This window comes from Chryseobacterium sp. SSA4.19, assembly GCF_022601875.1.
Lineage (GTDB): Bacteria > Bacteroidota > Bacteroidia > Flavobacteriales > Weeksellaceae > Chryseobacterium.
Genome location: NZ_JAKVIP010000018.1, coordinates 58,048 through 79,589 on the forward strand (window position 1 = coordinate 58,048; position 21,542 = coordinate 79,589).

General features: G+C 37.4%; 20 protein-coding genes. 7 read left to right on the plus strand and 13 right to left on the minus strand.

The genetic code is table 11. The features are described 5' to 3' along the window. Positions 1 to 2 precede the first annotated feature (2 nt). The 4 genes from MKJ01_RS13295 to tpx form a co-directional block, all read right to left on the minus strand. Positions 3 to 587, minus strand: coding sequence for an HD domain-containing protein (locus tag MKJ01_RS13295; protein WP_241614551.1), 585 nt, complete (start codon positions 585 to 587; stop codon positions 3 to 5). A 96-nt stretch (positions 588 to 683) separates the two neighbouring features. Next, positions 684 to 2,693: an adenylate/guanylate cyclase domain-containing protein gene (locus tag MKJ01_RS13300; RefSeq protein WP_241614550.1), complete on the minus strand. Its 2,010-nt coding sequence runs from the start codon at positions 2,691 to 2,693 to the stop codon at positions 684 to 686. Positions 2,694 to 2,710: 17 nt separating this feature from the next. Further along, entirely contained in the window at positions 2,711 to 5,035 is a 2,325-nt protein-coding gene (locus MKJ01_RS13305) for an adenylate/guanylate cyclase domain-containing protein (protein WP_241614549.1), read from the minus strand. Positions 5,036 to 5,123: 88 nt separating this feature from the next. After that, positions 5,124 to 5,621: a thiol peroxidase gene (tpx, locus tag MKJ01_RS13310; RefSeq protein WP_241614548.1), complete on the minus strand. Its 498-nt coding sequence runs from the start codon at positions 5,619 to 5,621 to the stop codon at positions 5,124 to 5,126. Between the two features lie 169 nt (positions 5,622 to 5,790). Between tpx and MKJ01_RS13315 the strand changes: the two genes are divergently transcribed. Beyond that, positions 5,791 to 8,010: an NADP-dependent isocitrate dehydrogenase gene (locus MKJ01_RS13315; protein WP_241614547.1), complete on the plus strand. Its 2,220-nt coding sequence runs from the start codon at positions 5,791 to 5,793 to the stop codon at positions 8,008 to 8,010. 72 nt (positions 8,011 to 8,082) lie between these two features. Here MKJ01_RS13315 and MKJ01_RS13320 read toward each other — a convergent pair whose 3' ends face one another. The 4 genes from MKJ01_RS13320 to MKJ01_RS13335 form a co-directional block, all read right to left on the minus strand. Continuing rightward, a complete protein-coding gene (locus tag MKJ01_RS13320; RefSeq protein WP_241614546.1) occupies positions 8,083 to 9,294 on the minus strand; it encodes an MFS transporter in 1,212 nt (403 codons plus the stop codon). 54 nt (positions 9,295 to 9,348) lie between these two features. Further along, complete coding sequence (locus tag MKJ01_RS13325; RefSeq protein ID WP_241614545.1) at positions 9,349 to 10,350, minus strand: aldo/keto reductase; 1,002 nt, start codon at positions 10,348 to 10,350, stop codon at positions 9,349 to 9,351. A gap of 87 nt (positions 10,351 to 10,437) precedes the next feature. Continuing rightward, positions 10,438 to 11,337 carry an AraC family transcriptional regulator gene (locus MKJ01_RS13330; RefSeq protein ID WP_241614544.1) on the minus strand — a complete coding sequence of 300 codons (900 nt, stop codon included), beginning with the start codon at positions 11,335 to 11,337 and terminating at the stop codon, positions 10,438 to 10,440. A gap of 119 nt (positions 11,338 to 11,456) precedes the next feature. Beyond that, positions 11,457 to 11,882, minus strand: coding sequence for a hypothetical protein (locus tag MKJ01_RS13335; protein ID WP_241614543.1), 426 nt, complete (start codon positions 11,880 to 11,882; stop codon positions 11,457 to 11,459). Between the two features lie 219 nt (positions 11,883 to 12,101). On the opposite strand from MKJ01_RS13335, the gene MKJ01_RS13340 reads away from it, so the two are divergent. Next, on the plus strand, positions 12,102 to 12,389 hold the full coding sequence (locus MKJ01_RS13340; RefSeq protein WP_241614542.1) for a GNAT family N-acetyltransferase: 288 nt from the start codon (positions 12,102 to 12,104) through the stop codon (positions 12,387 to 12,389). Here the strand turns inward: MKJ01_RS13340 and MKJ01_RS13345 are convergent. After that, positions 12,386 to 13,489, minus strand: a complete 1,104-nt coding sequence (locus tag MKJ01_RS13345; protein WP_241614541.1) for an MBL fold metallo-hydrolase — start codon at positions 13,487 to 13,489, stop codon at positions 12,386 to 12,388. The two genes, MKJ01_RS13340 and MKJ01_RS13345, sit on opposite strands and share 4 nt — an antisense overlap. Before the next feature lie 143 nt (positions 13,490 to 13,632). Here MKJ01_RS13345 and MKJ01_RS18960 point away from each other — a divergent pair, with 143 nt between their 5' ends. From MKJ01_RS18960 to MKJ01_RS13360, 3 genes are read left to right on the plus strand one after another with little or no spacing between them, the layout of a single operon-like run. Continuing rightward, a complete protein-coding gene (locus tag MKJ01_RS18960) occupies positions 13,633 to 15,174 on the plus strand; it encodes a S41 family peptidase (RefSeq protein WP_241614540.1) in 1,542 nt (513 codons plus the stop codon). A 17-nt stretch (positions 15,175 to 15,191) separates the two neighbouring features. Further along, complete coding sequence (locus MKJ01_RS13355) at positions 15,192 to 15,476, plus strand: hypothetical protein (protein ID WP_241614539.1); 285 nt, start codon at positions 15,192 to 15,194, stop codon at positions 15,474 to 15,476. After that, complete coding sequence (locus MKJ01_RS13360; RefSeq protein WP_241614600.1) at positions 15,440 to 15,754, plus strand: YdcF family protein; 315 nt, start codon at positions 15,440 to 15,442, stop codon at positions 15,752 to 15,754. The genes MKJ01_RS13355 and MKJ01_RS13360 overlap by 37 nt, the downstream gene beginning before the upstream one ends. Before the next feature lie 34 nt (positions 15,755 to 15,788). Here the strand turns inward: MKJ01_RS13360 and MKJ01_RS13365 are convergent, their stop codons facing one another. Next, the gene (locus MKJ01_RS13365; RefSeq protein WP_241614538.1) at positions 15,789 to 16,382 is read right to left on the minus strand and encodes a hypothetical protein; all 594 of its coding nucleotides are present in this window, start codon (positions 16,380 to 16,382) and stop codon (positions 15,789 to 15,791) included. Between the two features lie 11 nt (positions 16,383 to 16,393). After that, a complete protein-coding gene (locus MKJ01_RS13370) occupies positions 16,394 to 16,900 on the minus strand; it encodes an RNA polymerase sigma factor (RefSeq protein WP_241632649.1) in 507 nt (168 codons plus the stop codon). Positions 16,901 to 17,068: 168 nt separating this feature from the next. Between MKJ01_RS13370 and MKJ01_RS13375 the strand changes: the two genes are divergently transcribed. Then, complete coding sequence (locus tag MKJ01_RS13375) at positions 17,069 to 17,899, plus strand: alpha/beta fold hydrolase (protein ID WP_241614536.1); 831 nt, start codon at positions 17,069 to 17,071, stop codon at positions 17,897 to 17,899. Positions 17,900 to 18,013: 114 nt separating this feature from the next. Here the strand turns inward: MKJ01_RS13375 and MKJ01_RS13380 are convergent, their stop codons facing one another. Together MKJ01_RS13380 and MKJ01_RS13385 are read right to left on the minus strand one after the other, a co-directional pair. Further along, positions 18,014 to 19,006: a WG repeat-containing protein gene (locus MKJ01_RS13380; protein WP_241614535.1), complete on the minus strand. Its 993-nt coding sequence runs from the start codon at positions 19,004 to 19,006 to the stop codon at positions 18,014 to 18,016. 94 nt (positions 19,007 to 19,100) lie between these two features. Next, on the minus strand, positions 19,101 to 20,729 hold the full coding sequence (locus MKJ01_RS13385; RefSeq protein ID WP_241614534.1) for an NADP-dependent glyceraldehyde-3-phosphate dehydrogenase: 1,629 nt from the start codon (positions 20,727 to 20,729) through the stop codon (positions 19,101 to 19,103). Between the two features lie 361 nt (positions 20,730 to 21,090). On the opposite strand from MKJ01_RS13385, the gene MKJ01_RS13390 reads away from it, so the two are divergent. Continuing rightward, on the plus strand, positions 21,091 to 21,459 hold the full coding sequence (locus tag MKJ01_RS13390) for a hypothetical protein (protein WP_241614533.1): 369 nt from the start codon (positions 21,091 to 21,093) through the stop codon (positions 21,457 to 21,459). Positions 21,460 to 21,542 lie beyond the last annotated feature (83 nt).

The following is a 21,542-nucleotide window of genomic DNA, read 5'->3' on the forward strand; positions in this document are numbered from 1 at the left end:
AATCAAAGTTTTTTTAGTTTTGTTTTGATAATATCCAGGTTTTCCTGTTTTTTTTCTTTTCTATTGTTAATAGAGGTTTCTGTAAAGTAATGATGGCTTTCTAAAAATTTTTCCTGCAGTAAATTCCAGTCGCGTTCAGAATTGACAATCCCAAACATGGATAATTCTTCAAATAATTTATCTCCGATTATAAAAAAATCGTCCCTTCCCAAATAGTCCAGATCGGCATCAGCAACAATTTCTTCCAAATGATTATGCGGTGTCTGAGGGATCTTTGTCGCCATGATCATGCCTTTTATTTTATCCAGCTGCTCTTCGGAATACCCGTACTCCAAAAGATATTCTGCCGCTATGTCGCATGATTTTTCCTCATGGTTTTTTGAACCGAATAAAAAGCCTGTATCATGAAATAATGCAGCCGTTTTCAGCAATATCAGATCTTCTGCGTTAACTCCTTCGGAGTCTGCAATTTTTTCGACAGATTCAATGACGTCCTTAACATGCATTACACTGTGATATGAAAGATGCTCAGGAAGATTTTCCTTTAGCCTTTTTAATATTATTGTATTTAATTTTTCGTATTCCATATTTAAAATAGGATCGGTTTTTAATTTTCGTTTTTCCTTTTGTGAGTTCTGATTTCAAAACAAAGTTTAAAGATTAATCATCCTGTATCTCCATGGTTAATTATTCTTAGTTCCAATGGCAAAATACATGTCCATATCCCCTTTTCCTTTGGTATGGATTTTTCCTCTGTATTCGCAGACTATTTTTTCTTTTACCAACTGGTATGTTGACTCAGAAATATTTATTCTTCCTTTTTCGCTGTTCTGTTCCATTCTGGCAGCGGTGTTTACGGTGTCGCCCCAAATATCGTAAGCGAATTTTTTCACGCCGACAATTCCTGCAATTAAAGAACCTGAATTAATTCCGATCCTGATATCCAAAACACCCGGATTGGTTTTCTTTCGTTCTTCAATAAAATCAATAATATCCAAAGCAACCAAAACAGTCTGGTACGCATGATTTTCATTTTTTATCGGTAGTCCGCAAACGGCTAAATAAGCATCTCCAATGGTTTTTATCTTTTCCAAACCATGTTTTTCCATGATCATATCAAAAGCCGTAAAACATTCATTAAGTTCAACCAGCATTTTTTCAGCGCCCATTTTTTCAGAACTCTGTGTAAAATTAACAAAATCGGTAAATAAAACACTTACTTCATCATAATACTTCGCTTCGGAGCTTCCGTTTTCCTTCAATTCTTCGGCTACTTCATGGGGAAGAATATTCAGCAGTAAATTTTCTGTTTTCTGTTTTTCTTTCTGCAATTCAAATGTTCGTTCATCAACTTGTCTTTCAAGTAAATCATTTTGATCCTGAAGAATTTGCTGTCTTTCCTGCTCCTGTTTTAAATTGAGATCGGAAAGGCGTTTAACTTCATCCAGCTGTTTTACCAAACTTAAATTAGTTGACGCAAACTGCCATCCCAAGTAGGCTGAAATGGAAATAGGAAAACTGATAAAAATAAAGATAAATATGTAGCTTATAAAATCATCACCAAAAGTATCGCTTATATCAATCGTATTCAATTTATTTAAAAACATAAAAATAAGAACCATGACAATGAAAAGAAAGAATACCAGAATACCTCCTCCTACAATGAAAGCCGATTTTTCTTTTCTGATCATTGCCCTGACAATTAGATAAAAGGATTCAAAGGCAACAAAACACAGATAGAAAAATGCGAAGCTGGCTGCAGTGGTTGCGCTGAAATAATAAAGGATTAAAACTGAAGCAGAAATAATCAGCATTACTTTCAGTCTTTTTTTAGTTCTTCCAAATAAAGTATTGACAAATCCTGTGAGTGAAGTCCCAAACGCCATTAATGAAAGAAATGAGAAAAAAGTATACGAGTCAAGTTTAAGAGGATCAGTCATTTCAGAAAACAGCAATACCATATAACTCATCAAGGAAATTGAGAAATTGTAGGTAGAGAAATACAGATTATACACTGCTTTTCTGTAAAAAATAAACAACAACAGATGAATAAATCCTAACGCGCCGAATATCCCACAAATAAGCATCGTGTAAAAATTGAAATGCTTCCACAATTCCGTTTTTTTCCTGATAAATTTATCCGCAGAAGCCAGCTCTATGCTAATTGAAAAAGGGCTTAGATTCACTGTCTTTTTTTTGTTGCCCACTAACGGTAAAAATCTCACCGCCACTACATTTACCTTCGTATTATCTAATGTAAACAGACCGGGAATCCTGTTTTTAATCTTAAATTCCCTAGATTTTCCATCTCTTACCTTCCCAATGCTCTCAATTTTTTTACCATTCAGATAAATTTCAGAAGCACCCAACTGACTGATGTCAAAACACAACGATTGACCCACCATTGCAGAATCAATCTTAAAATAATATCTAATCCAATAAACCTGATCTTTGGTATAATTTTTTTTAGATGAAAATTCAATATTTTTCCAATGAGAATCGTCAAATTCAACAGAAGCAAAAACAGGATTGTCACCTGCAGAGAATTTACTTGCTTCATCGATTTCTGCTCCGTCCTTTATTTCCTTTACGGTAAAGATTCTTGGTTTCTCGCGCGAATTTTGGGCGAAACAAAAATTTTGTAAAGTGATAAATACAAAAAGCAAAAATGTAAAGAGTATACTTTTTTTCAAATTTTTTAAAATTAAGATTAAAATTTATTTACAAAATACATCTGCATGGCACCTTTACCTTTGGTTTCTATCTTTCCGCGATGTTCAAAAAGAAAATCTTCTTTTATTAAGTCATACGTAGCTTCTGAGACATTTAATTTTCCGGGAGCGCTGTTTTGTTCCATTCTTGCGGCCGTATTTACGGTATCTCCCCAAATATCATAGGCGAATTTCTTGACACCGACAATACCCGCAATCACCGGTCCGGAATGAATTCCGATCCTGATATCCAGAGCATTCGGAGTATTCAGTTTCCGCTGTTGAATATAAGAAAGAATTTCCAATCCTGCACTGACGGCATTTTTAGCATGTCGTTCATTGGAAACAGGCAGACCGCTCACGGCCAAATAAGCATCACCTATGGTTTTTATTTTTTCCAGGTTATATTTTTCCATGATTCTGTCAAACTCCGTAAAACAGATATTCAGTTCATTAAGAACTTCCTGAACACCGATTCTTTCGGAATTTGCCGTAAAATTGACAAAATCGGTAAATAAAACCGAAACTTCATCAAAATGCCTGGCATTTGTTTTTCCTTTCTCTTTCAACTCCTCTGCAACTTCATAGGGAAGAATATTCAACAGCAGATCATCTGATTTCTTTTTTTCTTCAGCAATCCTTTTATTATCCTTCCGTTTCTGGTTGTAGGAAAACCCGGCAAATCCAAGTAACAGCAGAGAAAGTCCGGCCCCCAAGGCCCACATATTTTTTTCGGTTCTGGAGCTTTCCAGATCGGCTTTTGCAATTGCGTCTTTTTTCTCCTGATTGATCCTCGCAAGATTTTTTTCCTGGTCGTATCTTAAGGCAATTGCTTTCTGTGCCTGATCAAACTTAATCTGTATTTCTTTTCTCTTCAGATCTTCTTCAAGGGCCAATCTTTTCCGTTCTTCTTCTGTTTTCGCAGCGGCCTGTTTTTTTTCGTATTCAAAGCGGAGCGCTCTTAATTCTATTTCTTTCTGAAGCTGGATGCGTTTGGTTTCCTCTTCCAGTTTTATTTTATTCCGTTCTGCAGCAAGTTCATAATCAGACTGCTTTGAGACAAGCTCTTTCATTTTATCCAGCCCGAAAACCTTGTCATTTTCCTCTACATATTTTTTATGATAAAACAATGCGTGTTCATGGTTTCCTAATTTTTCGTGCACTTTGTACAGGTTCTGATAATTTTGAATAGTAAGCTGCGGTACAATCAGTGATTGGGTCGTTTTTATAAATTCAGCTTCTGAATTCAAATCTTTTAAAAGCTTTTCAAGCTCGTCCCTGTTTACCGGTCCGTTTTTATCAGACAACAATTTGACAACATGAATATCATTCAATACAGACTGGTACGTGAACCTGGTGGAAGCAATATCCTGACCAGGAATAAGTGCCATTGCTTTTTTAATATAGTCTTCCGCAACAGCATAATTCTTCTCCTGCTTATTGATTAAGGCAAAGCCATAATATACGGTAGAAAGACCTGATGAATTTCCATCTTTGAAATAATCGTACCCTTTATTAAGATAATATTTTGCAGAATCTATCTCCTTTTTATCTTCATAGCAAAGCGCTATCATCACATAGGCATTGTGAATAAATTCCTGATCCTTTTTATCGGTAGCTTCAATACTTTTTTTAAAGTAATGTATGGCCTTATCATGGTTTTTGGTTCCGATGTGAAAGCTTCCTAACACCAGGTAAGCCTGATTAAGCTTCTCAGGATAGTTCTTTTTCACAAAATCCAGATAGGTATTGGATGCTTCAAAGCTATCGATGTATTTACTTTGAGAGAAATTATTTGAAAACAATCCCTGATAAGCGTACATCACTAAATGGTTGCTGATCTTTTTCCCTTCTTTGTAATATCGGATATTCTTAAGAAAATACCGGGCAGCCTCTTCATTATTTTTTTTGAAAAGGTAGAAATAGGCAAACATATGATTCAGCATGGCTTTGCTGTTATAGTCTGTGGAATTTTTAAGCAGCTCTTCCCCTTTTTTTAAATGATGATCCAAAGCATTGAAATCAGCTTTTCCTAAATATAATTCGGCAAGGATAACATGGGTTTCACCCTGCTTATTAACATTATTTACTTTTTCATAAAGCGGAAGAAGATTTTTTAAATACGCAGCGGCACTGTCTGTATTTTTTGCCAGATAATAGGTGCTGAAAAGCTTTTTATTTCCCTCAATTCTTTCATTATCGCTTTTAGCTGAAGCTAATTTCTTTTTCAGGTCAAGAATTTCGTTTGATTCCTGCGCATTAATATATGAACCTCCTGAAAGAAAGAACAGCAGAAGAAAAATATGAGATGTTTTATTTTTCAAGGATTAGTTATTACGTTTATTCACAAAAATAAAAAAATCATTCTATTAACCTAACAGAATGATTCAAATTGACAAGAAATATCTATTTTTATTTCAATACTGACAAAGCAGCTTCATAATTCGGTTCTTGTCCGATTTCCGGCACCTGCTCGGTATAGATAACATTCGTTTTTTCATCCAAAACCACAACAGCTCTGCTCAAAAGGCCTTTCATAGGGGAATCTATAAGGGTAACACCGTAATCTTCACCGAAATTACCTCTGAAGTCCGATAATGTTTCAACATTATTCAGACCTTCCGCAGCACAAAATCTTGATAATGCGAACGGCAGATCCCTGGAAACATTAATAATTACGGTATTGTCAAGCGTGGAAGCTTCTTCATTAAATTTCCTTGCCGAAGCTGCGCAGATACCGGTATCTATACTCGGAAAAATATTCAGGACAACTCTTTTTCCCGTATAATCTGCAAGATGTTTTTCAGACAGATCTGAAGAGACCATGGTAAATTCCTGCGCCTGTTTTCCTACTTCGGGAAGATCTCCTATCGTATGAATCGAGGTTCCTTTTAATGTGATTGTAGACATAATTTATTTTTAAAAAGTTATTCAAATTTATTCAAATTCCTGAGGATTTTTACTGAAATAAAGGTTAAATAATTCTTAAAGTGAAAAATCTCATTGATTATTAAACGGAAAAAAATTAAATTTTAACTAAATTTGTGAAACTAAACTTTAAATAATAAATAAAAGTATAATGTCAGAAAAATCAAAAATCTATTACACCCTTACGGATGAGGCTCCTATGTTGGCTACACACTCGTTTTTACCGATTGTAAAAGCGTTCACCAAGTCGGCAAACATAGAGATCGCAGTACCGGATATTTCTTTGGCAGGAAGAATTTTAGCGAACTTCCCTGAATTTTTAAAAGATGATCAGAAAATCGGCGATGCTCTGGCTCAACTGGGAGAATTGGCTACCCAACCCGATGCAAACATTATTAAATTACCGAATATTTCAGCTTCCGCTCCTCAGTTAGATGCCGCTATTGCTGAATTACAGGGAAAAGGATTCGCAGTTCCCAACTATCCTGCAGAACCTAAAAATGATGAAGAAAAAGCGATCAAAGCGAAATATGCCAAAGTTTTAGGAAGTGCTGTAAATCCTGTATTAAGGGAAGGAAATTCTGACAGGCGTGCTCCAAAAGCGGTTAAAAATTATGCAAAAGCAAATCCCCACAGAATGGGAGATTGGTCCTCTGAGAGCAAAACCGACGTTGCTCATATGAACAGCGGAGATTTCTACGGTACAGAAACTTCAACTACTCTTGAGAATGCTACACAATATAAAATCGTTTTCAAAGGAAATGACGGTTCCGAAACCCAATTAAAAGATTTCGCGGGTCTTCAGGCCGGAGAAGTGATCGATTCTTCTGTCATGAATTTAAATTCTTTAAAAGCTTTCGTTCAGGAAGCCATTGAAGAAGCTAAAAACAGAAACGTGCTTCTTTCTGCGCATTTGAAAGCGACGATGATGAAAATCTCCGATCCTATTGTCTTCGGAGCCATTGTTGAAACGTTCTTTAAAGACGTATTCACTAAATATGCTGAAACGTTCAGATCTTTGGATGTGAATCCCAATAACGGTCTTGCCGATCTTTTCGATAAAATAAAAGGAAACGCCCAGGAAGCTGACATCAAAGCTGACATTGAAGCTGCATTGGCAAACGGGCCAAGAGTGGCAATGGTAAATTCCGACAAAGGAATTACAAACTTCCACGTTCCTTCTGACATTATTGTTGATGCTTCTATGGCTGCTCTGGTAAGAGGCGGCGGTAAAATGTGGAATAAAGACGGAAAAGAAGAAGATACCGTTTGTATCATTCCTGACCGTTCTTATGCAGGTTTCTACCAGTCGGTAATTGATGATATGAAAACACACGGAAAATTGGATCCTACCACCATGGGTTCTGTTCCGAATGTAGGTTTAATGGCTCAAAAAGCTGAAGAATACGGCTCTCACGACAAAACGTTCCAGGCTTCTGCTGACGGAACCATAGAAGTTCAGGACGAAAACGGAAACGTTCTTCTTTCTCAGAAAGTGGAAGCAGGTGACATTTTCAGAATGTGCCAGACGAAAGACGCTCCGATTCAGGACTGGGTAAAATTAGCGGTAAACAGAGCAAGATTATCTGATACGCCTGCTATTTTCTGGCTGGATAAAGGAAGAGCACATGACAGGGAAATGATTAAAAAAGTTGAAAAATACTTAGCTGATCACGATACCAACGGATTGGACATCAAGATTCTTGACGTAAAAGATGCGATGACGGAAACATTGAAAAGAGCAAGAGAAGGAAAAGACACGATTTCTGTTTCAGGAAATGTATTAAGAGATTATCTGACTGACCTTTTCCCAATTCTTGAGCTTGGAACTTCTGCTAAAATGCTTTCTATTGTCCCATTGATGAACGGAGGCGGTTTATTTGAAACAGGTGCCGGAGGTTCCGCACCGAAGCATGTTGAGCAATTCCTGGAAGAAGGGTATCTTAGATGGGACTCTTTAGGTGAGTTCTTAGCTTTACAGGCTTCTTTAGAGCATTTGGCACAAACTCAGAATAATACAAAATCACAGGTTTTAGCGGATGCATTAGATGAAGCCAACGCCAAATTTTTAGCAACGGATAAATCTCCTGCCAGAAAAGTAGGGCAAATCGATAACAGAGGTTCTCATTTCTATCTTGCCCTGTATTGGGCTGAAGCATTGGCCAACCAGACTGCTGATGCTGAGCTGGCGGCACAATTCGCCCCTGTTGCGAAGGCTATGCAGGAGAATGAAGACGTTATCAATTCAGAATTAATCGGTGCTCAGGGTAAACCTCAGGACATTGAAGGGTATTACAAGACCGATAAGTTTAAAACTTATCAGGCTATGAGACCAAGCACTGTGTTGAACGAAATTATTGACGGGATTTAATTCCGGACTTTATTCATACAAAAAAAGCTCCTTAAAAAGGAGCTTTTTTTGTATGAATCTGCTTTAGCTAAATTATACGTGCGCTTTTCTCAGTCTAATCATACTTAAAATAAACAATCCCAAGATACCCAGTACAAAATATCCTTCTGCTACTTCCAGCTGAACGGTCGGCTTGATTACCGCCACAATTCCGTAGCTGATCGCGGATGTGATGATAAAAGCAACGCCGCCTGTAAGTCCACCGGCGATTCCTGCAGAATTCGGAAATCTTCCGATACAGTAAGAAAAATAATTATTGAAAATAAATCCGGCCGTGATGTGAATTAAAAAGGCAAATGCCACCAGGCTGTAAATGTTATTTGAAAAATAGGAAGCAAAAAACATCAAGACAATTAAAATTATTTGAATGAAGTTGGCATAACGAATTTTAGGTAAAAATGCTTTGTTGATCAATGCTTTTCCTAAAAACCCACCGGTCATCCAAGCAAATCCAAGGATCAGCGAAACGTATCCGGCAACCACTTCGGAATAACCCATCTTATGCTCAATAATAAACGACCCGCACAGGTTGAAGAACATAATCATTGAATAGCTGAGCCCGCACATGATCATTCCGTAAAAAAAATCCTTTGCTCTGAACATCGAATCATATTCTTTCAATAAAAATTCAAGATGAAAAGGATTTCTTTTTTTCAGGGTTTCCCCGGAAAATATAAACTCCAGGATAAAAAGCAGCAGGCTGTATCCGGCCAATACATAAAAGTTGGACTGCCATCCGAAATTCTTCTGGAGATACCCTCCAATAAACGGGGCAATGATAGGTCCGACCGACCATACAATGGTCATAATGCTGAGATAATGCTTCCGCTCTTCCCCTTCATAGACATCAACGAAAAAAGCCCGTTTTGATACGACAGCAAATCCTGAGAGCATTCCCTGCAATACCCTCATGGCATAGATCACAAAAATATTCTGTGTAGTAGCCGTGATCAGGAATGAAACCACAAACAACGCCAGCGAGATCATGGAAATTTTATACCTGCCGAATGAATCAACAATACTCCCTGCAAAAAACTGAGTTAATCCGTAACTGATTAAAAATATAGATAAGGTAAGCTGTATGCTGCTTTCCGGCTGATGCAGTCCGGTTGCCATACTCGGCATGGAAGGAAGATAAATATCCGTTGCGAGACCCGACATCGGAATAACTGCAAATGCTAAAAGAGTAGCAATAAATTTATTTTTTTCTTTGAGTGTAACCATGTTGTGAATAAAAATGTTCATGAGAAAATTTAAATTCCCGAAAATAAATTCAGAAATTTAAATTGTTAATTGTCTTTAGTTATTTACCAATTTCATAGAACCTTCGCTATATCTTTCACCAACATCCGGATATTTATTTAAGATCGAATCTATGGTTTCTAAGTCAGAAGGAGAAAGTTCAATATGGGAAACTGCTATATTTTCTTGTAAATATTTAATACGTTTTGTTCCGGGAATAGGAATAATATCTTCACCTTGATTAAGAACCCAGGCCAAAGCCAATTGCGTTCCTTTAATCCCTTTTGAATCTGCAAATTCATTAATTTCCCTTGCCAGATTGCGATTATTCTCGAGATATGTTTCCTGATATCGCGGCAAAGATTTCCTGAAATCATCGTTTCCGAAATGCTGAACTTCATTGATATTAGAAAACAATCCTCTCGCTAAAGGAGAATAAGGAACCAGAGTGATTCCAAGCTCACGGATAGTAGACAAAATGTCTTTTTCAACATCCCGCGTTAATAGGGAATATTCAGATTGCAAAGCAGTGATCGGATGAACCGCATGCGCTTTTCTGATTGACTCAGCCGAAGCTTCCGACAAACCCAGGTATTTTACTTTCCCTTCTTTCACCAAATCTGACATGGCCCCGACTGTTTCTTCCACAGGAATATTCGGATCAACTCTGTGCGCATAATATAAATCGATCTCATTTATTTTCAGCCGCTTCAGGCTAAGATCAACTGCTTTCCTGATCCATTCCGGCGAACCGTCGAAATAGGTTCCGGAAGCACCACTGTGACCGGCTTTTCCATCTTTAAACCTGAATCCGAATTTGGTGGCAATAAAAATCTTATCACGGTTGGGGACCAATACTTTTGAGATCAGTTTTTCATTTTCTCCGTTCGCATACATATCTGCCGTATCCCAGAAATTCACGCCCAGATCCAAAGCCCTGTGAAGAGTCTGTACACTTTCGTGTTCGTCTGCAGGCCCGTACGCAAAACTCATTCCCATGCATCCTAAACCAATGGCAGACAATTCTTTTCCTGTATTTCCTAATTTCCTGAATTTCATAATGGGTTGTGATTTAAATTAACATGACAAAATTATAACAGAAGTCCTCAAGTTTCAATATAGAAATCAAACGAAGAATTATAAAAATCAAACAACCACAGCCCTCACTGCATTTGGAGTCATTCCGGTCTGCTTTTTAAAATAATTGGTGAAATAGGCAGGCTCTTCAAAGCCTAGCCCGTAAGCAATTTCAGAGACATTCCAATCCGTATGTTTCAGCAGTGCATGGGCTTCCTGAATAATCCTGGCAGCAATCTGCTGAGAGGTTGTTTTCCCGGTAATTTCCTTAACGGAACGATTGAGCGAATTAACGTGAATGGAAAGATTCGCTGCATAATCCGTAGGAGTTTTTAGCTTCAGATAGCTTTCCGGGCTGTCAATCGGGAATTGCCTTTCCAGCAATTCCATAAATAAAGTTGCTACCCTTTGGGAAGCATTGTGATAAGGCTCAAAATTATCTGCAGGATGCATCTTCATGGTTTCATGAATCAGCAGATGAAGATAGGCCCGCAATACATCATATTTATGCGGATAATCCGACTGTATTTCGGACATCATTTTATGAAAAATATCATTAACGGTTTCCTGTTGCCGATCATCAACAAAAAACACCGGTGTTGCACCCACTTTAAAAAGCTTAGAATCATAAAGGGCTCCCAGACGGCTGCCGTTGTGCAGGAAATGATCGGTAAAAAGACAGAAAAAACCTTTCTGATTTTTATCTTCCGCTTCCCATGAATAAGGAACTACAGGATTTGAAAACAACAATGCAGGCCGATCTACATGAATCCATTTGTCTGCATAATGAAGTGTTCCCTTTCCTATAATGAGCGAAATTTTATAGTAATCTCTCCTGCTGTAAGGTGTAACTGATGAACAATGATCACGGGAAAATACATTAAAATGCCCCATGCCGGGAGTTTTAATGCATCCGAAATGATCCGCATTGCGTTGATAAAATTCTTTTATTGTTTCTCCGGTTTCCATGATTCAAAATTATAAAAATCAAACCAAACCGCATTGAAAAATTTATGCTTAATAAAAAAACCGGCGGCTCTTATGAGTCGCCGGTTTTTAGTATTTAACAAATTTTTAATTACCATTCATTACCGATGATTTTTTTTGCCATGTTTAGGGTGATGGGTCTTTACCTTTTTATGCATATGCTTATAACGCTTGTCCTTGTTTTTGTTGCTGTTATACACAGCCACCGGATTTTGGCCTTTGTAGTATTTATTTTTAAACTTTGCATATTTCTCTCTTCCTAAAATTCTTTCCAGTTCCATGTACCGGTCTTCTCTCCACCGGTCAGGATTATTTACATATACCGTGTTCCAGGAATTATAATCACGGTAACAGTCATTTAACGCATATACCTGGTTGGCCTGGGTTGTTGTCAGCAGAAGATCAGAAATTACATTCTGCCAATTGACGTCCGAAACACTTCTCCTGTAATCATTATAATACTCAGATTGTGCATACGCCGAGCTGAATATCCCTAAGAATACAGCCGTACATAACAACTTTTTCATATTCTCCCTTTTTAAATTAACTTAGGAATCATACACAATTAAAATGCCAAATCGATTTCAGCAGACATGACCCTCAAAGATAAAAAGCAAATTATTGTTAAAAATATATTTCAGAATGCTATTTTATGTTAATACACCAAAAAATATTGAGTTTAATTTTTAATTCGTAATTTTAGGAGACCGGTTATAAACCAATCATTAACATCAAAAAACAATATTATGGAAAATATAAAATTTGAAATTTCTTCCTATCAGGATGAATTACAATTACTGGTTGATGGAAAAAAATCAGGCTATATGTCTATAAAAATTGATGGCAGGCTCCTGATTGTCTATTATACAAAGATTGATGAAGAACATGAAGGTAAAGGGTATGCCAAAATGCTGCTTGATGAATTGGTAAATTATGCCGAAGAAAAAGATTTACTTGTTGACCCAGAATGCGATTTTGTAAGGCAACAGTTTGAAAACCATCCTGAAAGATATAAAGACATTTGGCATGCTTAAGGCTGATCTTTCCACCATATTTTAAAATGATGATCAGTCTGTTTTAAATTAACGGGTTCGCCGATCATTGGAGTCAAAATATTTAATCCGTAATCTTTTCCCAAACGGGTTATCTTTTCCAGCGGCTCATTCCAGGCATGCAGTGCCAACGCAAACTTTGATGAATGTACCGGAATAATATTCTTTGCATTCAGATCCATACTGGCCTGGATAACATCTTCAGGCAGCGCATGGATATATTTCCATGCTTCATTGTATTGCCCGTTCTCAATAATGGCATAATCAAAAGGCCCGTATTTTTTGCCAATCATTTTAAAATGGGTATCATAACCGCTGTCGCCTCCCAGAAATAATTTCTGACCAGGAGTTTCCAAAACATAAGAAGTCCATAAGGTGGTGTTTCTTTTTATTTTCCTACCGGAAAAATGCCGTGCCGGAGTAAAAGTAATTTTGATATTATGTTTTAAAAGAACCTCACTTCCCCAATCTTCTTCGATCAGCTGTTCAGGTTGGTATCCCCATTTTTCGAGGTGTGCACCGACTCCCAAAGGAAGAATCACTTTTCCTACTCTTTCCCGGATTGCTTTTACCGTCGGATAATCCAAATGGTCGTAATGGTCATGTGTAATCACGAGATAATCCAGATGAGGAACATCTTCGGGTGTAAAGACATCTGCCCCGGCAAAAGATTTGTTAAAAAAACTGAATGGTGAACCATAAGAACTCAGGACTGGGTCTACCAGAAAAGAAACACCCTCGATCCGGATGTAATAGGATGAATGTCCCAGCCAGATAAAAAAATCCTGATCTTTAGGCATGTTCTTTATATCGGTATGAACCGCCGGAATACTATTTACCGGTTTTAAGAGCGGATCTTTCTTCCTGAAAAGGAAATCAAATATCACTTTGGACATGGAATATCCCTCTGCGAGCTGTGGCGTGAAGCGGAGATTCTGAAACTGCTTGTTTTTATAATGTTCCGATTGCTGCATTCTTTCCAGTCTTTTCCCTTTCGCTTCCGCACCGAAAACTTCGCGGCTGGTAATCAGCAGATATAACAAAACGATTATTATGGCTATGGCAATAATTGTATATATCATTATTCGTAAGGTGTTAAATATAATAACATTATATAATATGACGATCTTTATACCATAAACCTTTAAATTAATTAAAATTATAAAATAATTTTTTCCAAAGTAACGGCTAAACTGTTTAATTTTGAAACCCAATAACAATAAAAGTGCAGAAAAATTATTTCCTTATATTCCTCCTTTTCATTCTAACTTCCTGCGGATCAACACGGAGACACAATGAGCAAAGATCATCTTCACTTCCACCTGAAAAACTCAGAAGAGATGTAGATTTTGCCTATTCCCGGCTGAAGGAACTCCATCCGCAGCTTTATTGGTACATTTCAAAGGAAGACCTGGATTATAAGTTTGACAGTATAAAAAAAACAATTCGTGAACCGCTTACCCCGCTTCAGTTTTATTTTAAATTACAGCCTGTTATTTCCGATATCCGTGAAGCTCATCTTTCTTTGAGGATCCCTATGAAAAAACTGTCCAGAAAGGAAATCAAAAGATTGGAACATAAAAAGGCCATGTTCAGCCGTTTCGGATATTTTGTTCAGGGCAATCACCTGTATATTACAGAAAATAAAGATTCTGTTCAACATATTAAACCGGGAACAGAAATCATCTCTATCAATGAAGTTAGCGTCTCTGCTTACCTGAAAAAATACAGTAAACTGACAAACAGTGACGGTTTCAATACAACCTTTCAGCCTTATTTCCTGAAGGATTGGTTTTTTTATTTTTACGTGGCTGAAAACGGATATGAAAACGAGGCAAAACTGGAAACGGTGTATAAGGGGGAAAAGAAAACATACTTCCTGACCCGCGAGACCAAAAGCACCACTGATCTTGAAAAAGATAAACAGCAGGAAAAACGCACTCTTGAGAAAAAAATTAATGATTACGTGGCTTTCAATGATTCCTATAACCGGAATTTTAAATTTCTTGATCACGACAGCACCATGGCTTATATCAAGGTAAAGAGTTTTTCAAGAGCTTATTCTTTACAGTTCTATAAAAAGGCATTCAGAAAAATCAAAGAAGCTAAATCTTCCTACCTGATTATTGATGTCAGAAATAACTATGGCGGTTCGCTGGCAGAAATCCATAATCTGTATTCCTACCTAAGTCCTGAGCCTTATGTTCTGATCAAGCCTTCGGAGGTTGTTTCGGGAACATCTCCCCTGAAAACCAATTATTTCTGGAAAGGCAGTTTTCTGGAATATATTTTTAAAGGTCTTACCTACCCCGCTTTTTTCCTGGCACAAACATTCAGTACCTATAAAAAAGACGGGAAATTTTACTATCGAATGAAAGCGGATAAAGAATCAAAACCTAACGACGACGTTTTTACAGGAAAAGTTTTTGTACTCATGAATGGCGGTAGCTTCTCAGCCTCTTCTATTTTAACTGCTAAACTTAAGAATGACAAAAACGCCGTGCTTGTCGGTGAAGAAACCGGAGGTGCCAATGACGGGACAGTGGCCGGCTTTTACTCTTATCAGCAGCTCCCGAATTCTAAAATAGACCTTCCTATCGGACTGCTGCTGGTACAGCCCAACATCACTTTCACCTATACTAAAAAAGGCGTGCTTCCGGATGTCACAATAAAGGAAACCATGGATGATATCATCGGCAAAAATGACCCTCAACTGGAGTGGATCCTAAAGGAAATCGACAGAAATAAGAAAAACTCATCCCAGTAGTATCATTATATTCTATAGTGAAAAATATTTTTTACATTTTAAAAATTGCAGCCTCATTACTTATCATTTGGTTTGTTATCCATTCTGCCTGGATTATCATTGAAGGTATTTCTGATGAAGGTAAAAAAGCAGATTTTGCCGTTATTTTGGGAAGCAAGGTTAATGAAGACGGAACCTTATCGGAAAGACTCGAAAAGCGGCTTACCACAGGAATTGATTTATACAAAAAAACCACAGGATTAAAAAAATCATTGTTAGCGGAGGACTGGGAAAAGAAGGATTCTATGAAGGTTCGAAAATGAAAGAATACCTCATCAAGAAAAACATTCCGGATTCTGTTATTATGGTTGACAACAAAGGAAATAATACAAGACTTACTGTTGAAAATGTTTTAGAAATTCAGAAAAGACATCCTTTTAAAAGCCTTATTGTTGTTTCACGGTATTTTCATGTGACACGCACCAAAAAACTATTTAAAGACAAAGGGCTTAAAGATGTAGAAAGTGTAAGTCCCGTATATTTTGAATGGCGGGATTTATATTCTATTCTAAGGGAATTCCCAGCCTATTACACCCAATAAAAAATAATTTCGGCGGACCTTTGGCCCGCCGAAATTATTTTTTCAACGCTGCGAGAAGATCCTCTATTTTGGCAATATGAACACCGTACAGCTTTTTAAACCACCATTTCCCAAATACGAATAATACCGGAATTACGGTGATTACCGTTCCCAATACGACGGCTGCCGTTTTTAGATCAGATAAAGAAGTGCGCCGGGGAATAAATTCCAGAACAATAATCAGTTCACAAACTAAAAATGGTACAAAACTTAGGTAAAGCGAAAGATAATACTGCTTGTTCAGATAAAACTGATTCAGCAGGTCCTTTAAGCCGTCATACGTTTTCATCATGGGATCGGACATGTCTTTATACAGTTTAAAAAACTGGCTGAAAAAGAAAAAAGTTACAAAAACCATTGATGCGATAAGAAGGGTAATGTAAAATTTAAACTTAAATGAACCTTCACATACCGCTATGAGGGCAAAAGCGAAAATAAAAACTCCGGCAGTAGACCAAAATTCCATGCGCATGTTTTTACGCATTTTTTCAAGAGGCAGATGTATTTTTTTCTTCTGTTCGGTATTGATTTCAGGCGTATCCAGGGAATCGTCTTCATTCCATACATTTTTAAGTTCATCTATATTCATAACGGTTGATTTTAAAGTGAGTAGGTATTGGTTTCTAAGATATCTTTAAGTTTATTTTTTGCGCGGTTCATTTTTACCCTTACGTTTCCTTCAGAGATTCCCATCTGATCTGCAATCTCCCTTCCGGAAACATCTTCCAGGTAATAGAAGATAAAAGCTTTGTCAATCGGGTTCAGCTTATGGATCGCTTTATACATCATATTCAGTTTCTCTTCTTTTTCAGCATCGAATTCTTCCTGTGGGATTCTATATTCAGAAAAATCTTCGCGGCCGATGAAACTTCTTTTCTTTTCATTTTTAAGGAAAATAATTGCTGTATTCAGGGCAATTCTGTACAGCCAGGTGGCAAATCCGCTTTCGCCTCTGAAATTAGGATAGGCTTTCCAGACCTGATAGGTAATCTCCTGAAAAAGATCATCACGGTCTTCTTTGTGATCCATATACATTTTGGAAATTTTAAAAATAATTCCTTTATGCTTTTCGATTTCCTGTAAAAATTCCTGTTCTGATGAGGCCATGATTGAAATGCTCTGTAAAGTTAGTTTCATGTTTAAAAATTTGTTACACTTTTTTTGAAAATAATTTAAAAAGCCCATAGAATTAATGCTGCTTTTTCAGGAGTTACGCATATCCTGATGACATGGCTTAATATTTGTGACCCCTCAGTAACATCAAAAATTATTAATATGCCTTACATTACAACAAGCGACCATCAGAATGTCGAACTTTATTATGAGGATTTCGGATCCGGACAGCCTATCATTTTAATTCACGGATGGCCGTTAAGCGGGAAATCATGGGAGATGCAGGTTTCCTTTCTTTTACAATCAGGATACCGTGTCATTTCGTATGACCGAAGAGGCTTTGGGAAATCATCGCCTACTGCGGACGGATATGATTACGATGGCTTAGCAAAAGACCTGCATGAAATCATTTCACAATTGGAACTGAAAAATGTAATTCTTTTCGGTTTTTCAATGGGTGGTGGTGAAGTAGTACGCTACCTGACCAACTATGGCTCAGACAATGTCGATAAAGTGGCTTTGATTTCATCTATCATTCCTCTTGTAAAACAAAAGGAAGATAATCCTGACGGAGTTCCGCAGGAAAAGCTGGATACCATTATGGAAAACTTAAAAACAGACCGTGTTACCTTTCTGGAATCCTTCCATAAAGATTTTTACAATTACGGATTGCTTTCCAAATCGGTGAGCCAGAAACAACTGGATTACGATTGGTCTATCGCCTCATGCGCAAATCCGATTGCCACTATTAAATGTGCAGAAAGCTGGGCCAACACTGATTTCCGTCCGGAATTGAAAAATGTAGATGTAAGAACACTGATCGTACATGGAGATGATGACAAAGTGGTTCCTATTGAAACTGCCGGGAAACAGGCAGCAGCGGGTATTGCCAACAATGAATTTATAATTATTGAAGGAGCGCCGCATGGGTTGAATGTCACCCATGCAGACGAGCTGAATACCATCATCGGCAGATTTTTAACCGCTATATAACTGCTGTTAATATTTATAACAAGTGGCCGGTATTGAGATGCCGGCCACTTATTTTACATGACTTATTTTTGTAATATTTTTTCCGAAGCAGTAATTTTCAATAAAACCCGCCACTTAATTATCAAATGTAAAATCTGCTTTAAAATATTGCTTTCCATTTTCGCCGATATAGACATCCTGTGATTGATGAAGATCATAATTATTAATTGTAGCCTTGAAGATATCAAAGTTTTTACCTTCAACAGTCAGACTTTTTACAGGATCAAATGAAGAAAATTTATTTTCAATAATCACTCCTGAACTGATGATGAAATAATGCGTGACACTTTTTTTAGAACTTGAATTTTTGTCCTTATAGCCAATATAATTTTTAAAAATATAGAGTCTGTCGTATTCTTTTGCAGGAAAAACGGTCTTTTCATTTTGGTCAATTACATATTCTTTTGTTCCGCTCTTCACTAAAATATAATACATGGATGTGCCAGGATTCCAGGTAACATTATGATACTCTTTCTGTTCATCACTGATTAAAAAAACAGACGCTTTTGGGAGAAATACGGCTAAAGCAGTACATTTTCCCTTATCATTTTCTGAGCAAATTCTATAGTACGTATTATTGGCCGACACCACATGATATTTTCCTTTTCTAGGATATTTTTTTTTAAACAGTTCAAGAACTTTCTCATTGGTAAAATGATCACGCTTATCTGCAGCATAATCTGTTGTAACAGGACCGTAAGAATCAGAAGTCTTTTCCAGCATTCTCTTTTTTAACAACTGATAGTTTTTAGAATAATAATGCAATTCATTTTCTGAAAAATAAACGATATAGCCATCGTCAGTTCCTATGACTGGATTGATAGAAATGAAAGGAATGACAACTTTAAGGTCTTTATTGAGCAAACCATATTTACCCTCTTTTTTAACAGAATAACCATTGGTTTTTACTGAGAAGAAATCGGTATCCGAGTAGATGGGTTCTAATAAAATTTTCCCGTTGATATCACAAAGTCCATATTTCCCTTTATCATTATAAGGGACCAAATTTTGTGCAGTAAGAGAAAAACTTACCAGGACAATCAGATAGGTGAAGCAGCGTTTCATCATGAGGCATGTATTTTTTATAAAAATAATAATTTGAAATGAATACAACAAAAAAACCTGCGTTACAGCAGGTTCTGTTTTTTTAAAGATTTTCAGATTAAAAAATATAATCCGTACTTAAGAAATTGGAATCGTGATCCCTGACAATGGTATTCAGAAGATTTTCGTTGGAATCTGTTATTTTTGCAGCGACCAGAGAACGGATAGAGAATGAACGAAGCGCATCAAACACTGACAATGTACCTTCCGCACTGTCTTTTCTTCCTGTAAACGGGAAGACATCCGGTCCGCGCTGGGCCTGGCAGTTGATATTCACCCGGCTTACCAGATTGACAAAAGAATCGATCAGCTTTGAAACCTCCATCGGATCTTCACTGAAAATACTTACCTGCATTCCATGGGAAGCATTGACCTGATAATCGATCGGCTCTTCAATATTTTCAAAAGGAACTACAGGAATTACAGGACCGAACTGTTCCTCATGGTAGAGCTTCATCTCACTGTTCACCGGATAGACTACGGCAGGAAAAACAAAGGATTCTTCAGTCAGTCCGCCGTTTTCATTAAGCACTTTTGCACCTTTGGAAACCGCATCATCAATACATTCTTTCAGATAAATGGGTTTATTCAATTCCGGAAGCGGAGTGATCTTGACATCTTTTTCCCAAGGCAGCCCTGCCTTCATGGCAGAAACAGCAGCGGTCAACTTCTGAGTAAATTCTTCTGCTACGTCTTTCTGAATAAAGATCAGCTTAAGTGCCGTACATCGCTGTCCGTTGAATGAAAGAGCACCTAAAATACATTCGCTTACGGCCACATCAAGATTGGCGTGTTTCGTTACGATCGCCGCATTTTTTGCATCTAAGCTTAAAATTGCTCTTAAACGGTTCACTTTCGGATGTAGTTTTTTAAGTCCGTTGGCTACTTTACTGGAACCGATGAATGCAAGGACATTCACTTTTCCGCTTTCCATAATCGGCGTGATGATCTCTGCGCCTTTTCCATATAACGTATTAACTGTTCCTTTAGGGAAAGCTTCTTTAAATGCTTTTAGCAAAGGATAATGTGCCAGGACACCATGCTTGGGAAGCTTAAACAAAATAGTATTTCCCATGATCAGTGCCGGGATCAGTGTGGTGAAGATTTCATTTAAAGGATAATTGAACGGTCCCATACTCAGTACCACGCCAAGCGGGGCTCTTCGGATCTGTGCAATGGTTCCTTCGGCCTGCTGAAACCGTGATGATTCCCGGTCAAGATCTTTTAAAGCATCAATGGTCTGGTTGATGTAATCTACCGTCCTGTCAAATTCTTTGGTAGAATCAGCCAGTGTTTTCCCGATTTCCCACATCAGCAGTTTAATGATGAGTTCGCGTTCTTTGATCATCAGGTACACGAACTTCTGCATACACTTGATACGTCCTTCCACGGACATCGTCGGCCACTCACCCAACCCATTAGTATAAGCTTTTACGGAGGCGTCCAAAACGTCCATTGCCTCTTTCGGGCTGATGTTCGGGATGCTTCCCAGCAGTTTCCTTTCCAGTCCGTTTTCCGTACGGATGCAGACCGGGGAATAAATTTCCGTTACTTCACCGTTCCACTCTACCAGTTCTCCGTTGAGCAGATACACACGTTGGTGGATCTCAGGGACTTTATATTCTTCAGGAATTTCGTTTTCAGGTTTAAACAGGTCATGAAATGAAGTCGTATTTTCTGAACTCATAGCTCTTTTATTTTTTAATAATAGTGAATTGATATTTGAACAGAATAAAGGTAGCCGTAAAATTTGATTTTAAAAAGAGCAGTTTAATAGATTTCCTCTATTTACAGGGTTTTTGAATGAGAATTAATATGGAGTCAAAATTTTCATCGATAAGTTTTACGATGTTTATTATATTTGAAGATAATTATAAAGACATTTTCAAATTAGGCTAAATTAAAATATCCCATCCATGAAGGAAGAAAATATAAATAAACTCAACATGCTGTTCTCAAATCTGAAAGCCGAGGAACAGAAGCTGAAAGAAAGCCAGGAAAAGAAAAAAAAGTGAAGAAGATCTTTTTATGGAAGGTTTTAAAGTTCTGTGCAAAAACTTCATAGACCCGAAAATGCAGGAGCTAAAAGGATGTTGAGAGAAAACGGTTTCGGAGGCAAGATCACCTTAAGTGAGGAAAACAATAACGGATCAGGCATTCATTCCCACGCGAACATCAAGCTTCAGGTGTCAAGAAACATGAACTCTAACTTTTATGCCAACGACAAATTTCCGCACATCATGTTTACAGCAGGCAAAAATTTAAAACGAATCGGGATTCATATAGATACCATTTTCCAGAACAGCACCGGAACGGCAGCCATGAAAGCACAAACCTATACCCTTGAAAATCTTGATGAAGAAACCATAGAAAAAGAAATCGTTGATTCTATTGAAAAAATACTGGTGAACCGGTAAAAAAAGTGGTAGTGTCTCACTAACTGTGTAAGTTAAAAAGTTATTCTGGAAAATTTTGAGCCCTTACAGCTCAAAAAATTTTT